Annotated in this window: 16 protein-coding genes; 9 read left to right on the plus strand and 7 right to left on the minus strand. The window is 66.6% G+C overall.

Going from position 1 to position 15,162, the window contains the following annotated elements; translation table 11 throughout:
- Nucleotides 1–128: 128 nt before the first annotated feature.
- Nucleotides 129–584: a GNAT family N-acetyltransferase gene (locus K2Y03_RS07950; RefSeq protein WP_294089796.1), complete on the plus strand. Its 456-nt coding sequence runs from the start codon at nucleotides 129–131 to the stop codon at nucleotides 582–584.
- A gap of 12 nt (nucleotides 585–596) precedes the next feature.
- Here K2Y03_RS07950 and K2Y03_RS07955 read toward each other — a convergent pair whose 3' ends face one another.
- Nucleotides 597–1,325, minus strand: a complete 729-nt coding sequence (locus K2Y03_RS07955) for a cytochrome c biogenesis CcdA family protein (protein ID WP_294089797.1) — start codon at nucleotides 1,323–1,325, stop codon at nucleotides 597–599.
- 5 nt (nucleotides 1,326–1,330) lie between these two features.
- The gene (locus K2Y03_RS07960) at nucleotides 1,331–1,729 is read right to left on the minus strand and encodes a thioredoxin family protein (RefSeq protein ID WP_294089798.1); all 399 of its coding nucleotides are present in this window, start codon (nucleotides 1,727–1,729) and stop codon (nucleotides 1,331–1,333) included.
- A gap of 173 nt (nucleotides 1,730–1,902) precedes the next feature.
- Here K2Y03_RS07960 and K2Y03_RS07965 point away from each other — a divergent pair, with 173 nt between their 5' ends.
- The 4 genes from K2Y03_RS07965 (at nucleotide 1,903) to K2Y03_RS07980 (ending at nucleotide 5,406) form a co-directional block, all read left to right on the plus strand.
- Entirely contained in the window at nucleotides 1,903–2,850 is a 948-nt protein-coding gene (locus tag K2Y03_RS07965; protein WP_294089799.1) for a tartrate-resistant acid phosphatase type 5 family protein, read from the plus strand.
- Between the two features lie 76 nt (nucleotides 2,851–2,926).
- Nucleotides 2,927–3,604, plus strand: coding sequence for a response regulator transcription factor (locus K2Y03_RS07970; protein ID WP_294089801.1), 678 nt, complete (start codon nucleotides 2,927–2,929; stop codon nucleotides 3,602–3,604).
- A complete protein-coding gene (locus K2Y03_RS07975) occupies nucleotides 3,597–4,958 on the plus strand; it encodes a HAMP domain-containing sensor histidine kinase (protein ID WP_294089803.1) in 1,362 nt (453 codons plus the stop codon). The genes K2Y03_RS07970 and K2Y03_RS07975 overlap by 8 nt, the downstream gene beginning before the upstream one ends.
- 49 nt (nucleotides 4,959–5,007) lie before the next feature.
- Nucleotides 5,008–5,406 (plus strand): thioesterase family protein, encoded by a 399-nt coding sequence (locus K2Y03_RS07980; RefSeq protein WP_294089805.1) that lies wholly within the window; start codon nucleotides 5,008–5,010, stop codon nucleotides 5,404–5,406.
- A 12-nt stretch (nucleotides 5,407–5,418) separates the two neighbouring features.
- Here K2Y03_RS07980 and K2Y03_RS07985 read toward each other — a convergent pair whose 3' ends face one another.
- Nucleotides 5,419–5,658: a hypothetical protein gene (locus tag K2Y03_RS07985; RefSeq protein WP_294089807.1), complete on the minus strand. Its 240-nt coding sequence runs from the start codon at nucleotides 5,656–5,658 to the stop codon at nucleotides 5,419–5,421.
- Nucleotides 5,655–7,040: a M20/M25/M40 family metallo-hydrolase gene (locus K2Y03_RS07990; RefSeq protein WP_294089808.1), complete on the minus strand. Its 1,386-nt coding sequence runs from the start codon at nucleotides 7,038–7,040 to the stop codon at nucleotides 5,655–5,657. Before K2Y03_RS07990 ends, K2Y03_RS07985 begins: the two co-directional genes overlap by 4 nt.
- Before the next feature lie 87 nt (nucleotides 7,041–7,127).
- Here K2Y03_RS07990 and K2Y03_RS07995 point away from each other — a divergent pair, with 87 nt between their 5' ends.
- The gene (locus K2Y03_RS07995; protein WP_294089809.1) at nucleotides 7,128–8,177 is read left to right on the plus strand and encodes a 50S ribosomal protein L11 methyltransferase; all 1,050 of its coding nucleotides are present in this window, start codon (nucleotides 7,128–7,130) and stop codon (nucleotides 8,175–8,177) included.
- Nucleotides 8,178–8,255: 78 nt separating this feature from the next.
- Nucleotides 8,256–9,935 carry an energy-dependent translational throttle protein EttA gene (ettA, locus tag K2Y03_RS08000; RefSeq protein WP_294089811.1) on the plus strand — a complete coding sequence of 560 codons (1,680 nt, stop codon included), beginning with the start codon at nucleotides 8,256–8,258 and terminating at the stop codon, nucleotides 9,933–9,935.
- A gap of 29 nt (nucleotides 9,936–9,964) precedes the next feature.
- Here ettA and K2Y03_RS08005 read toward each other — a convergent pair whose 3' ends face one another.
- Nucleotides 9,965–11,458 carry a M48 family metalloprotease gene (locus tag K2Y03_RS08005; RefSeq protein WP_294089812.1) on the minus strand — a complete coding sequence of 498 codons (1,494 nt, stop codon included), beginning with the start codon at nucleotides 11,456–11,458 and terminating at the stop codon, nucleotides 9,965–9,967.
- Nucleotides 11,459–11,635: 177 nt separating this feature from the next.
- Here K2Y03_RS08005 and K2Y03_RS08010 point away from each other — a divergent pair, with 177 nt between their 5' ends.
- Nucleotides 11,636–12,601, plus strand: a complete 966-nt coding sequence (locus K2Y03_RS08010) for a hypothetical protein (RefSeq protein ID WP_294089813.1) — start codon at nucleotides 11,636–11,638, stop codon at nucleotides 12,599–12,601.
- On the opposite strand, the gene K2Y03_RS08015 is transcribed toward K2Y03_RS08010, so the two are convergent.
- Complete coding sequence (locus K2Y03_RS08015; protein WP_294089814.1) at nucleotides 12,591–12,845, minus strand: acylphosphatase; 255 nt, start codon at nucleotides 12,843–12,845, stop codon at nucleotides 12,591–12,593. The two genes, K2Y03_RS08010 and K2Y03_RS08015, sit on opposite strands and share 11 nt — an antisense overlap.
- Nucleotides 12,846–12,954: 109 nt before the next feature.
- Here K2Y03_RS08015 and K2Y03_RS08020 point away from each other — a divergent pair, with 109 nt between their 5' ends.
- Entirely contained in the window at nucleotides 12,955–14,469 is a 1,515-nt protein-coding gene (locus K2Y03_RS08020) for a peptidase S10 (protein ID WP_294089815.1), read from the plus strand.
- Between the two features lie 185 nt (nucleotides 14,470–14,654).
- On the opposite strand, the gene greB is transcribed toward K2Y03_RS08020, so the two are convergent.
- On the minus strand, nucleotides 14,655–15,134 hold the full coding sequence (gene greB, locus K2Y03_RS08025) for a transcription elongation factor GreB (RefSeq protein WP_294089816.1): 480 nt from the start codon (nucleotides 15,132–15,134) through the stop codon (nucleotides 14,655–14,657).
- Between the last annotated feature and the right edge of the window lie 28 nt (nucleotides 15,135–15,162).

Consider the following 15,162-nt stretch of genomic DNA (forward strand, 5'->3'; position numbering starts at 1 on the left):
GGGAGTAGCGCAGCCTGGTAGCGCATCTGCTTTGGGAGCAGAGGGTCGCAGGTTCGAATCCTGTCTCCCCGACCATTGCCGCCGCGCCGCTTTCCCGCTTATGGCCATGCCGGATCAGGGACATGGTGGTGGACGATATCAGCTATCGCATCATAGTGGATGACGCGGCGCGGGATCAGGCGCCGCTGGCGACCTTGTGCGGCCGGGTGTTCGGCGCCTTCGATCCTGGCTATCTCGACCGGCTGGCGAGCGTGGTTGACCCCGTTCTGGTGCAGGCGCTGCACGGCGACGCGCCGATCGGCTTCAAGCTCGGCTATCGGCGCGGTGCGACGCTGTTCTACAGCTGGCTGGGCGGGGTCGACCCCGACTGGCGCCGGCGCGGCATTGCCGAGCAATTGACCATAATCCAGCACGACCGGCTGATGGCGCTGGGCTATGCCACCGTCGAAACGCGAACGCGCGCTAACAACAACGCGATGATCATCCTCAACCTGCGCTCGGGGTTCGAGGTGCGCGGCTTCGAGATTGATGCGGCCGGCAATCCCGTCGTCACCCAGCGCAAGCGGCTGGCCGGCCCCACCTAGGCGGGGGCACGGTTACAGCTTGGTCGACCATTCCACCAGCCAGTCGGGCGAGGCGGCGACGAGCACGCCTTCGACCTGGCGGTCGATCCCGGTTAGGATGGCCGCGCCGATGACGAGCAGCATAGCACCCAGCACCAGCTTGCCGTTCTTGCCGGTGTTCATCAGCCGGCCGCGCCAGCGCGCGATCAGGCTGCGGCCGGCAAAGCCCAGCACCAGCAGCACGCTGGCAATGCCGGCGCCAAAGGCCGCCATGGTCAGCGCCACCTGCGGCAGCTGCTGCCCCTGTGCCGCCAGCGCCGTGGCCGCGCCCAGCGTGGGGCCGACGCACGGGCTCCACACCAGGCCGAGCAGCGCGCCAATCCCGGCCTGGCCGAGCAAGCCATAACGTTCCAGCGCATCCTGGCGCTGGCTTGCCCAGTTGGCGAGCGGCCCGGCGGCGCTGGCCAGCGCGGTCTGTGCCTGGGGCATCACCAGCAACAGACCCGCCAGCACCAGAATGCCGGCACCGGCCAGCCGCAGTGTGCCCGTATCCAGCCCGATGCTGGCGCCGAACACGGCGACGAGGAAGCCGATCAGCGTGAAGCTGGTCACCAGCCCCGCCGCGAGCGCCAGCGGGCCATAGCGGTGGCGCTGGGCCGCCGCGCTCAGCACGACGGGCACCAGCGGCAGCACGCACGGCGACAGGATGGTCAAGACGCCGGCGCCAAAGCCCAGCGCCGGATTGAGAACGTCGGCGGCCATGTCGATCAGCGCAGCGTCGAGGCGAGCACTGCCTTCACCTTGGCCGGGTCGGTATCATGCGCCAGCCGGCTGGTCTCGCGGCGGCCATGAAAGCCGATCAGCGTCGATTGCTGCGTCGCGCCGAAACGCTGCCAGTCGGCCTTGCCGGTGTCGAAGTCGATCTTCATCACGGTCAGGTCGCGATAGGCCGGGTCCTGCAGCACTTCGTCGATGGTCTTGGTCTGGGCGCGGCACACCGGGCACCAGGGGGCGTGGACGAAGATCAGCACGGGCTTGCCCTGCGCCTGCAACGCGTTGAATTCAGCGGCGTTGTAGCTGCGCACCGTGCCTGCCTGCGCCGGGGCGACAATGGCAATGGGTGCGGCGATGGCGGCGATGGCGGCAAGAAGGTGGGAATGGCGCATGATGGTAAACTCCGCTTGTTGGTTCGCGGCGGATACGGTGGCGCGGGTGCGGCGGTTACAGGCCGCGCACTTTATTGGCCGTGCATCGGCGACGGTGGGCGGGGGATCACCGTCATTGCCGCGCAACAAATTGCGTGTCAGGGGTTGGCATCAAGAATTGGGGAGCGCCAAGGATGCGGATCGATCGTCGGGCAGTGATGGGCGGGCTGGCGGCTGGGGCGGTCGCGCCGCTAGTGCCGGCGCAGGCGGCGGGCAAGCCGCTGAATTTCCTGGTGGTGGGCGATTGGGGGCGTGACGGCGCCGAGCATCAGCGCGATGTGGCCGTGCAGATGGGCAAGACCGCCAGCGCCAGCCGCGCGCGCTTCGTCGCCTCGGTGGGCGACAATTTCTACGATGACGGGGTCGATTCGATCACCGATCCGCAATGGGCCAGCTCGTTCGAGCGCGTCTATACCGACCCGTCGCTGCAGGTGCCGTGGTTTGTGACGCTCGGTAATCATGACTATCGCGGCAATCCGCAGGCGCAGCTCGATTATGCGCGAGTCAGCAAGCGCTGGCGGCTGCCGGCACGCTATTACACGGTGCCGGGCGCCAGCCTGGGGCTGCCCGAGGCGGACTTTTTCTTCATCGACACCTCGCCGATGGTGAACAAATATCGCGACAATGTGAAAAGCCGCATCGCGCAGAATGTCGCGCAGCAGGATGTCCGCCACCAGCTCGCCTGGCTCGATGCCGCGCTCAGCAAGTCGCGCGCGGCCTGGAAGATCGTGATGGGCCATCACACCATCCGCTCCGGCGGCAGCGGCCATGGCGATACGCCGGAAATGGTGGCGATGGTGAAGCCGATATTGGAGCGCCACGGCGTGCAGGCCTATATCGCCGGGCACGACCATGACCTGCAGCACATCGTCGACAATGGCGTCGATTATGTGCTGTGCGGCGCCGGGTCCGAAGTGCGGCCGGTGGCGCAGGTGGCGGGCACGCGGTTTGCGCTCGCCCGCTCGGGCTTTGGCGCGTTCAGCCTGACGCGTGACACACTGGCGCTGGAATTCCGCGATTATCTGGGTGCCAGTGTCTATCAGGCGCAGATCGCGCGCGAGGTGCGGGCCAAGGCGGCCTGAGCGCTTGGGCGTGTTCGTTCATCTACATTGGGGCAATTTAGCGGGCGATTTTCGTACGCTATGCTAGACAAGCACCATGCGAGTGCTTCTGGCTGAAGATGATGAAGTCACCGCCCGGCTGGTGGAGCAGGGGCTGGTCGATCTGGGCCATCAGGTAACGCGGGTCGGCACCGGCGACGATGCGCTGAAATCAGGCGGCACCGAAAGCTATGACGTGGTGGTGCTCGACCGGATGCTGCCGGGCATCGATGGCGTCGAAGTGCTCACCCGCTGGCGCGCCGCTGGCATGTCCACCCCGGTGCTGATGCTGACCGCGCTGGGCGGCATTATGGACCGGGTTTCCGGGCTGGAGGCGGGCGCCGATGATTATCTGGTCAAGCCCTTCGCCTTTCCCGAGCTGACCGCGCGGCTTTCCGCGCTGATGCGCCGCCCGCCGATCAGCGAATCGCTGACACGGCTTGCGGTTGCCGGGATCGAGATGGATCTGATCAAGCGCGAGGTGCGGCGCGAGGGCCGGGAAATCCACCTGCAGCCGCGCGAATTCTCGCTGCTGGAACAGCTGATGCGCCACGCCGGCAAGGTGGTGACGCGCACGATGTTCCTTGAGCTGGTCTGGGGCTTTCACTTCGACCCGCAGACCAACATCGTCGAGAGCCATCTGAGCCGGCTGCGGTCCAAGATCAATGAGGGGTTCGACAGCGATCCGATCCAGACCCTGCGCGGCGTCGGCTATCGCATGAGGTCGGATGACTAGGCTGTTCGCGAGCGCCGCCTATCGAATCGCCTTTGTTTATGCCGCCATCTTTGCACTGACGATTTCGGTGCTGGGGGCGGCGGTCTATCTGGCCGCCGACCGCGAGATCGGCCGCCAGCAGGACGAGAATATCCGCATCGAAACCGCCGAACTGATGGACGAAATCCATCGCAAGAGCCTGAACGAGCTGCTGACCACGATCACGGCGCGGCAGAATATGGGCGGGTTGAACGCGTTTCTCTATGGTATTTACGCGCCCGGCGGCAGCCGCCGCGCCGGCACCTTGCCCGCGCCGTCGCCGCCGCTCGGCTGGCGCTGGATCATGCTGCCGACCGGCCAGACCCGGCTGCTGGTGAGCGACATCGGCAAAGGGTGGCGGCTGGCGGTTGCGGTGGACGGCGATGCCGTGGCCGAAATCCAGCAGATCATCCTGGAGTTGACGCTGGCGGCAATCGGCATCGCGCTGATCGTGGGGATTGCGGGCGCGATCTTCCTGGGGGGCTATCTGCGCGCCCGGCTGGAGACGGTGGGCGAGACCGCGCAGGCGATTGCGAGCGGTGACCTGACGCGGCGCATCCCGGTGTCGTCGCGCGGCGACGAGTTTGACCGGCTGGGGCGCGGCCTGAACGCAATGCTCGACCGCATTGCGCAATTGCTGGAGAATCTGCGCCAGGTGTCGAGCGATGTCGCGCATGATCTGCGCACGCCGCTTGCCCGGCTGCGCGGCGAGGTTGAGCTGGCGCTCGGCACGGGGGAGGGGCCGGCTGACCCCGTGGTGCAGCGCGCCGCGCTTGAACGTGCGCTTCGCCAGAGCGACGATCTGCTGCGGCTGTTCGCCGCCATTCTGCGGATATCGGAAGTTGAGGGCGGCGCGCTGAAGCGCAGCTTCACCAATGTCGATGTCAGCAGCCTAGTCGCCGATCTCTACGACGCCTATGCCCCTGCCGTCACTGACGAGGGGCGCAGCATGGAAAGCCAGGTCGCCGACGACCTGATCGTGGTGGGCGACCGCGAGCTGATCGCCCAGGCACTGATCAACCTGCTCGACAATGCCCAGCGCCACACCCCGCTGGGCACGCATATCGCGCTCAGCGCCACGCGCGGCCGCAACGGCGATGTCGAGCTGGTGGTGGCGGACAATGGCCCGGGCGTGCCCGAGAAGGACCGCGAGCGCGTGGTGCGCCGCTTCGTCCGGCTCGACCCCAGCCGGGGGGAGGGCGGGCATGGGCTGGGGCTGAACCTCGTTTCCGCCATTGCCCATGTCCATGGCGGCAAACTGATCATCGGGGACAATGCACCGGGCCTTGCCGCGACGCTGCGCCTGCCTGCACCGGGTACGCAGATTCACGGATGACACGCAGATTGGGGTCGCTTCGTTAAGGCTTCGCGGCTAGGCTGTGCGCATGGAGGCCACCCAACCACATAGCTATCGCATTGCCATCGATCCCCAGGATATCGACTTCATGGGGCATGTGAACAATGCCAGCTATCTGAAATGGGTGCAGGAAGCGGTGCTGTCGCACTGGCGGCAACTGGCGCCGGCCGATGCGATCACCAAACATCTGTGGGTCGCGCTGAAGCACGAGATCACCTATCGCAAGCCGGCCTTTCTGGCCGATGACGTGGTCGCCACCGTGCTGCTGGAGCATTTCCACGGCACCCGCGCTTTCTATCAGACGGTGATCAAGCGCGGCGAGGAAGTGCTGGCCGAGGTGCGATCGAGCTGGTGCTGCGTCGATGCGGTTACGCTGCGCCCGGCGCGGCTGGCGGCCTCGGTGATCGACGCCTTTTTCGGCCGGTAAACCGCCGCCCCGTTACTGGCTGTTGGCGGGCGCGGTGGTGTTGTCCGGCACCGGGTCGACCATCGAATTTTCACCAGCCCCGATCATGTCGTGCATGGTTTGGTTGCTCGACCGTTCGACGCTGGCTTCCATTGCCGCGGCCTGGTTTTCGATGGCCGCCTCGGCATTGGCGCCCTTGCCGGCATCGCGCGCCCCGCCACATCCGGCAAGCAGCGCCGCCAGCAGCAGCGGGGCAAAGGCGCGCCGCGTCACTCGGCGCCCCGCTTGGCTGGTGGCACCGGGCCGATATCCTCGGGCGCATTGGCGACGATCGTCAGCATTGCCGTCCACGCGGCGATGTTCTGGCGCAGCTGGGCCGGGTCGATCCGCTCCAGCGTGTCCTCGGGCGTGTGGTGATAGTCGAAATAGCGGCTCGCATCCTGATTGAGGTCGATCACCGCTGCCCCCGCGCGCGCAACCGGGCCGACATCCGCCCCGCCACCGGCTGCGCCATCGCCCCGCGTGATGCCGAGCGGGGCAAGCGCATCGGTCAGCCGTGCCGCGATCGGCTTTGCTTCGTCGGGCAGCGTTGCCTGCCAGCGCCAGACGCGGTCGGCGCCGGTATCGCTTTCCGCCACCAGCGCGTGCCGCTCACCGCCATGGCGCTTGAAATAATCGGCGGCGCCGGGGCCGCCCACTTCCTCCGCCCCGAACCACACGACGCGGATGGTGCGGCGCGGCGCCGGGCCGTCGAGCAGGCGCTTGGCCGCCGCCGTAGTGATCGCCAGCCCGGCGCCATCGTCAATCGCACCGGTGCCCAGGTCCCAGCTGTCCAGATGGCCGCCGATCAGCACGATGCCGGCGGCCGGGTCGGTGCCGGGCACCTCTGCAATCACATTGCCCGATTCGCGCATGCCGATCTGGCGCGGCGTCAGCACCAGCTTCAGCGTTACCGCGCCGCGCGCCAGCATCCGCTCCAGATTGGCCGCGTCGGAGACGGAGAGCGCGCCCGCCGGGATGGGGGTCACATCCTTTCCGAAATTGGTCTGCCCGGTATGGGGTCCGCGCCCCTGATCGGTGCCGACCGACTTGATGACGATGGCGATCGCGCCCTTTTTTGCCGCAATGCCGGGGCCGACGAACCGCACCGCGCCGAACTGGCGATAGCCCGACCCGTCCTGCGCCCGCGCCATCGCGTGGGTGACGAAGGCGATCTTGCCGGCCAGGCTGCCCGCCGGCGCCGCGTTCAGCTCTGCCATGCTCCTGAACAGCACGACGGGCGCGGTGATGCCCTCAGCGGGCGTCGCGCCCGATTGGCCCAGCGCCGTTACCCGCAGCTTCTGCGGGAAGGGGGCGATGACTTCGGCCGTTTCCGCGCCGCGTTCCCACACCGCCATCTGATAGGTTTCGATGCGCACATTCTTGAAGCCCAGCGCCGTCAGCCGCGCCTTGGCCCAGTCGCGCGCGCGCGCTTCCGCCGCGCTGCCGGCCGGGCGAGGGCCGACTTCGGTGGTGAGGCCAGACACAATCTCATAGCCCAGCGTGTCGTTCAGCGCGGCGTCGCGTGCCTGGGCCACATCGGGCGCGGTCTGGGCGAGGGCGGGTGCCGCGAGCAAGGGCAGAAGGGCGGCGGCAAGAGCAGAGCGGGTGATCATTCCCCCTGCCTAACCGACCGGCACGAAGATGCAACAATTGCCGCGCTGGCGCTGGCCGTCCGGGCAGGCTAGCACGAGCCCATGGCGTTGAACACGAAAGCTGCGATCGACGCACTGCTGCCCCAGGCAATGGGCAATCCAGCCGCCATGCTGCGCATCGCCGAGATGATGGTGGACGCCGGCCGCAAGGAGGAGGCTGCCGCGCTCGCCGAGCAGGCATTGCCGCTGGCCGATGCGCCCACGGCATGCCGGCTGCATGATCTGATCGCGGCACAGGTGCCGGCGTGGCATTTTCTGCTGGTGCGCGACCGGCCCCGCAATGCGGCCTATCGCGCGGCGATCAAGGCCGCGCTTACCCGGCGCCCGGGCGCGCGCGTGCTGGAAATCGGCACCGGCACCGGCCTGCTCGCGCTCTACGCGGCAGAGGCAGGTGCAGTGGAAGTGGTAACGTGCGAGGCGAACCCGCTGATCGCGCGCGCCGCCGCAGAGGTGATTGCGGCGAATGGCTGGTCGCACAAGGTGCGGGTGATCGCTGAGCATTCGACCAAACTTGATGCCGCGCGCGACATGGGCTGGCGGGCGGATATTCTGGTTTCCGAGATCATCGCCAACGATCTGCTGTCCGAACAGGTGCTGCCCGCGCACGAACATGCGATGGGCGCGCTGGTTGCCGATGATGCGATCGTCATTCCGGTTGCCGGCGTGGCGCGGGTTGCGCTGGTTGAGGACACAAGCAGGGACCGCTCGTCGCTTGGCCATGTCGACGGATTTGACCTGTCCGCCTTCAACCGTTTCGTGCCCTGGCAGCGCCGCCTGCGTGTGGACAGTGACATGCTGATGCAGCGGAGCGACGTGGCCGACTTGTTCTGCTTCGACCTGGCCAGCGCAAACTATGCCGCACCCGGCCGGGCAACAGTGACGCTGACCGCGTCTGGCGGCCGCGCGACCGGGGTGCTGCAATGGCTGCAGCTCGATCTGGGCGGCGGGGTGGTCTATGAGAACCTTCCTGGGCACGCCCCGTCGAACTGGGCGGCAATTCATCACCGCTTCGCTGCGCCCATCAACACCCGGCCGGGCCAGCCGGTTCGCGTGCACGGCATGCACGATCGCAGCCGCATCACCGTCTGGACGGACTGAACCCGTTCTCGTTGCCAAGGGCGGGCGGCGCGGCTATGCGCAGCGCGCTTTCCCTGTTGCCAACGGAGTTCACCGGCGATGGCCGTCCAATACACCTATGTGATGAAGGGCCTGACCAAGACCTTCCCCGGCGCCGCCAAGCCGGTGCTGAACAACATCCACCTGCAGTTCCTGCCCAGCGCGAAGATCGCGATCATCGGCCCCAACGGCTCGGGCAAGTCGACGCTGATGAAGATCATGGGCGGCATCGACAAGGATTTCACCGGCGAGGCGTGGGCGGCGGACGGCATCAAGGTGGGCTATCTGCCGCAGGAGCCGCAGCTGGACCCGACCAAGGACGTGATGGGCAATGTGCGCGACGGCGCCGGCCCGGTCGCCGCGATGGTCGAGCGGTTCAACGCGATTTCGGCCGAAATGGGCGATCCGCAGGAAGACACCGATTTCGACGCGCTGATGGAGGAAATGGGCGAGCTTCAGACCAAGATCGACGCGGTCGATGGCTGGGCGCTCGACAGCCAACTCGAACAGGCGATGGAAGCGCTGCGCTGCCCGCCGGGCGATGCGTCGGTCGAAAATCTGTCCGGCGGTGAAAAGCGCCGCGTCGCTTTGTGCAAGCTGCTGCTCGAAAAGCCCGACATCCTGCTGCTCGACGAACCCACCAACCACCTGGACGCCGAAAGCGTGGCCTGGCTGGAAAATTATCTGAAGGAATATACCGGCAACGTCATTCTGGTGACGCACGACCGTTACTTCCTGGACAATGTCGTCAACTGGGTGCTGGAGCTCGACCGCGGCCGTTACTACACCTATGAATCGAATTATTCGGGCTATCTTGAAAAGAAGGCCAAGCGGCTGGAGCAGGAAGAGCGCGAGGAAGCCGGCCGGCAAAAGGCGATTCAGGACGAACTGGCCTGGATCCGCCAGACGCCCAAGGCCCGCCAGACCAAGTCCAAGGCGCGCATCAAGGCGTTCGATGAACTCGTCGCGGCGCAGGAAAACCGCACCGTCGGCAAGGCGCAGATCCTCATCCAGCTGCCCGAACGGCTGGGCGGCCGCGTGATCGAGGCCAAGGGCCTGACCAAATCCTATGGCGACAAGCTGCTGTTCGAAGATCTGAACTTCACTCTGCCGCCGGGCGGCATCGTGGGCGTGATCGGCCCCAATGGCGCCGGCAAATCGACCTTGTTCAAGCTCATCACCGGCCAGGAACAGCCCGATGCCGGCACCATCGAGATCGGCCAGACGGTGAAGCTGGGCTATGTCGACCAGTCGCGCGACGATCTCGACCCGAACAAGAATGTCTGGGAAGAAATTTCGGACGGGCTCGATGTGTTCCGCTTCGGCAAGCAGGAACTGGGCACGCGCGCCTATGTCGGCGCGTTCAACTTCAAGGGGCAGGACCAGCAGAAAAAGGTCGGCCAGCTATCGGGCGGCGAACGCAACCGCGTCCACATGGCCAAGATGCTGAAAGAGGGCGGCAATGTGCTGCTGCTCGACGAACCGACCAACGATCTTGACGTGGAAACCCTGCGCGCGCTGGAAGAAGCACTGGAAAGCTTCGCCGGCTGCGCGGTGGTGATCAGCCACGACCGCTTCTTCCTCGATCGCTTGGCGACTCATATCCTTGCGTTCGAGGGGAACAGCCACGTGGAGTGGTTCGAGGGGAACTTCGAAAGCTATGAGGAAGACAAAAGGCGCCGCCTAGGCGACGCGGCGGACCGGCCTACGCGACTGGCTTACAAGAAGCTGACGCGGTGAGTGGGTGGGCGGCTGCCGCCCCGCCCCCCTCAATAGGTCACGATCTTCACCCGGTCGCCGGGCTTCACCGTGGCGCCGGGTTCCAGCCCGTTGATGGTCATGAACCGGTCGAGCTGGAAATCGCTGAACGCCATGCGCTGGCTGAGGCTCTGCACCGTGTCGCCGGCGCGGACGGTGACGACGCGCAGATAGCGCGGCTTGACGGCGGCGGCCTGGGCGGCGGTCAGCGGACGCAGCGACTGCACCATGCCGCCAAACGGCCCCAGCCCCTGCCCCGGCGCGGTGATGATCGTGAAGTGAAACGCCCGGTCCGGCGCGGTGGCATAGGCGATGACGGTGATGTCCACCTGGCCCTGGCTGGTATTGGCGCGCACCGTGCGGCTGGCCGTCTGGAAGCCATTGACGGTGCCACGCACCACGTCGCCGGGGGGCAGGCCGCTGTTGCCGTCTCCGGCCAGCTGGCGCAGCACCGTGTCGATATAGGCTGGCAGGCTGCCCGAATAGGCGGCGGTCGAGAATTCCGCCTGTCCGCCCTGGCCGGTGATCGACACCGCCCGCGCGCCATTGGTCATGCGGAAACCCGGCGGCGCGGTGAACGCCAAGCGGAAGCCGGGATGCAGGAAATTCTGCCCGTCGACCACCCCCTGCTCGGGATTGTCGCCATAGATCATGCCGTTGATCGCGTTCAGATAGGCATCGCGGTTGCGGGGAAAGTCGGTGCCGCCGGTCGCCTGCGCCTGGGTGAGGGCGGCGCGCACGCGCTTGTCGGGGTCGGGGTGAGTGCTGGCCCAGGCCGGTACCGATCGCGTCTGCCCGCTCAGCTGCTGGCTAAGGCGGGTCGAGGCCGCCAGATCGGCCAGCATCGAGCTGAGCGCGTCGGTGTCATACCGCGCGCTGTTCAGATAGCGGATGCCCAGATTGTCGGCCTCGGTTTCCTGCCCGCGCGAATAGCCCAGCGTCAGCAGCTGCGAGCCCGTGTTGAGGCCCTGGCCGAGCAATTGCCCAAGGCCGCTATTGTTGGTGGCGGCACCCACCAGCACCTGGCCCAGCATGCCCAATATGGCGTTGCGCTGCGCCACGCGCTGGCGGCTGCGGCTGTGGCGCGCGGCGACATGGCCGACTTCGTGCCCCAGCACCCCGGCCAGTTCCGCCTCGTCGTTCATCAGCGCCAGCAGCCCGCGCGTGACATAGATATAGCCACCAGGGATGGCGAAGGCGTTTTCGATCGGGCTGTCGAGCACGGTGACGGTGAACGCGCCCGGATCGGCCGACAGACCCGATTGGAGTGCAATGCGCCGCCCGATCCGTTCGACATAGGGCACCTGCGGCCCCTGATAGGCGCCGCCATATTCGTTGATGATGTCCTTGTTCGCCGCCGCTCCTTGTTGCCGCTCCTCGGGTGTAATCGGCTGCGCGGCGGCGGCGGCGGTGGGGGCGGGTGCGCCCTGCTGGGCGATAGCGGGCACAGGCGCGCCGGCGGCGATCGCGACGAACAGGCAAAGCGGGGCGAGGGACGTGCGCATAAAGGCCTCTTTGCGTCTCAACTGGCGACGTCAAGCGTCGGAATTTCAGGGCGATATGGTGTGGCAAAGCGGGCGTTCAGCGCAAGCCCCTATCGCCCGCGCCGGACCCTGTAGACAATTGCCTGCACTCGGCGCTGTATAGTAAGGATAATACAGGTGGGGTGGGGAGAGAGCCGCATGATCCTGTCGTTGTTCGCGGGGGCGCTGATCACCGCCATTGCCGGGGCAACACCGGCTCCAGCCGCAGCAGAGCTGGCAGCGAACGCGGCCAAGCCCGGCACGCTGACCGACCTGACGCCGGCGTTCATCGCCTTTGCCGACGAGACCGCCGCCATGCCCGATGCGGCGCGCGTGACCGCGTTCCATGACCGCTTCGATCCGCTGCTGCCGGGCTATTATAATGACAAGGGTGCGTCCCAGGCCCGGTTCGACACGATGATTGCCTTTGGCCTGAAAAGCTTTCCCGCCATCCGCGCGAAATTCTCGACAACGGCCACCAGCTTTGCTGCGGCCTTTGCGCGCGGGCAGCAGCATTTCCGTGCCACCTTTCCCGATTACCGGCTGACCGTGCCGGTCTATCTCGTCCATTCGATGAGCCAGCAGGATGGCGGCACGCGGACGATCGCGGGGCGGACGGTGCTGATGTTCGGGGCCGACATGATCGCCACCCTGCACGACGAAACGACGATCGGCGCGTTCCTCGATCATGAGCTTTTCCACGTCTATCACCAGCGCGCCTTTGGCGATTGCCCGCAAATCTGGTGCTCGCTGTGGCAGGAGGGGCTGGCGACCTATGCCGCCAGCCGGCTGAATCCGGGCGTGAGCGACCGCGCGTTGCTGCTCACCGTTCCGCGCCCGATCCGCCCCGCAGTGGAGCCGCGCCTGGCGGAAGCGATGTGCGCGGTGCGCGCAAAATTCTACTCAACCGCGCCCGGTGATTATGCGCCGCTGTTCAGCTTTGGCGGCAACGGACCGTTTCCGCCGCGCTATGGCTATTATGTCGGCTATGTGCTGGCTCAGAAGCTGGGCGAGAAAATCCCGTTGCAAAGGCTCGCCAAATTGCGGCCGGCAGCGGTGAAGCCGCTGCTGCTGGCGGCGATCGACGGTTACGGGCCGTGCGCTGCGCCGGCCGCTAAACCGTAAAGCGCTTGGTGAAGCCCTTGGGCTGCTGGCCGGTGGCGGGCAGCACCTCGACATGCGTGACCTGCGCCTGCAGCGGCCCCTCGCGTGCCGCCTCGATCAGCGCGTCGGGCGCATCGCCTTCGCCGGCGACCAGCAGCTCGACCCGCCCGTCGCTCAGGTTGCGCACCCAGCCCGCCACGCGCAGATCGCGCGCGCACCGGACGATGAAATCGCGGTAGCCAACCTTCTGAACCTTCCCGCTCACCAATATGCGCCGCATGCCGCCTTCAACGCGCCGGCGTAACGCGCGTTCCGTGGACACTTTCGTTGACACTGCCGATGTGGCAGCAAAGCGGGAAATGAGGGGAGACACTATGGCGCGCGGTTGGGGATGGAGTCTGGCACTGGCGGCAGCACTGACGGCGCTGCCGAGCGCGGCACAGGATAAAAAGCCAGACGCCAAGGAAGCGGCCGAGCCTGCGACACCTGCGCCCGTCGTGTCCACCACGCGCGCCAGCGGCACCTTTGGCGGCCAGGCGGTGTCCTATCGCGCGGTGGCCGGCGAGACCCATCTGAAGGACAAGGACGGCAAGCCGACGGCGGCGATCTTCTCGATCGCCTATCTGAAGGAAGGGGTGACCGACCCGACCAGCCGGCCGGTGACGTTCCTGTTCAACGGCGGCCCCGGCTCCGGCTCGCTGTGGCTGCACATGGGCGCGTTCGGGCCGAAGCGGGTGGCGATCCCGTCCGACGCGCGCGACGATGGCGCGCCGCCCTATCGGATCGTCGACAATCCGGCGAGCCTGCTCGACGCGACCGACGTCGTCTTCATCGACCCCGTCGGCACCGGCTTCAGCCGCGCGCTGGGCAAGACCGATCCGAAGGATTTTTACGGCGTCGCCAAGGATGCGCGCGCGATTGCCGCGTTCATCCGCACCTGGCTGCGCGACAATGGCCGCTGGAACAGCCCCAAATTCCTGGGCGGCGAAAGCTATGGCACCACCCGGTCGGCAGCGGTCGTGAACGAGCTGGAAGGGCGCTACAACGATGTCGCGCTGAACGGCGTCATCCTGATCTCCACCATTCTAGACTTCGGGTTGCAGGCGGAAGTGCCGGGCAACGAGATGGCCTATGTCGTCAACCTGCCGTCGATGGCGGCGGCGGCGCATTTCCATGGCAAGGTTGCCGACGCCCCCGATATCGCCACCTGGGTGGAGCAGGCGCGGCAATTCGCGTCGGGCGCCTATCTGAGCGCGCTGGTCAAGGGTAACAGGCTGCAGGGCGAAGAGCGCGCCGCGATCCGCCGCCAGCTGGCGCGCTTTACGGGCCTATCCGAAACCTATCTGGAAAATGCCGATCTGCGCGTGCTGCCGGGGCGCTTTTACAAGGAATTGCTGCGCGACCGGGGGCTGACCATCGGCCGGCTCGACGCGCGCTACACCGGCCGCGATTATGACCGCGCGGGTGAGACGCCCGACAACGACCCCAGCTTCTATGGCATCGACGCAAGCTATACCGCCGCGATCAACAGCTATCTGCGCGACACGCTGAAATTCTCGCCCGACCGTGAATATGTGACCATCGGCGGCGTCAGCGGCTGGGAGTGGAAGCTGGATGGCGGTGACCGCGGCGACGAATTCTATTTCAACGTGGCGCCCTATCTGGGGCGGGCGCTGCGCGAGAATTCGGGGCTGCGCGTGTTCGTGGGGCAGGGCTATTATGATTTCGCCACGCCCTTTTTCGGCGCCGAATATTCGCTCAGCCGAACCGGCATTCCGGCCGACCGGCTGCAGTTCCATTATTATGGCGCCGGCCACATGATGTATGTGCGCGAGGCGGATCTGGGCCAGCTGGCCGCCGATATCCGTGCGTTCATCAAGAGCCGCTAGAGTCCGTCCTGATTTGATTGAACCCCCGTTCGTGTCGAGCCCTTAGGCTGGCTGGCAAGCCAGCCGCTCAGGACAGGCTTCGGCCTGATGGGCCGAAGTCGAGACACATGGTCTGGCGCTACGCCCGCCATTACGTCCCTCGACTGCGCTCGGGACGAACGGATTGAGGTTGAATTGTACAAACTCTAGTCGGGGTAGCGGATCGACAGCACTTCATAGTCGCGCTCGCCGGCGGGCAGCGTGACCCGGCGGACATCGCCCACGCCCGCGCCGCGCAGGGCGCGGGCAATGGGCGCGCTCCAGCCGATCCGGCCCTTTGCCGCGTCGGTCTCGTCATCGCCCACCAGCGTCAGCGTGCGCTCATTGTCGTCCTCATCGACGATGGTGACGCTGGCGCCAAACCAGATGCGCGCCTTGTCGGGCGCCTGGGCCGGGTCCACTACCTTCGCCGCCTTCATCCGCCGGGCGAGCCAGCCCAGCCGCCGGTCAATCTCGCGCAGGCGTTTGCGGCCATAGATATAGTCGCCATTTTCGGACCGGTCGCCATTGCCGGCGGCCCAGGCGATGACATCGACCAGCCGGGGCCGCTCCTCCCCCAGCAGCTGGTCATATTCGCGGCGCAGCGCGGCAAAGCCTTCGGGCGTGATGTAGTTGGGCCGATCCATCGCGCGGTGATAGCGCGGCGCGCGGAAA

Source organism: Sphingomonas sp. (genome assembly GCF_019746015.1).
GTDB lineage: Bacteria > Pseudomonadota > Alphaproteobacteria > Sphingomonadales > Sphingomonadaceae > Sphingomonas.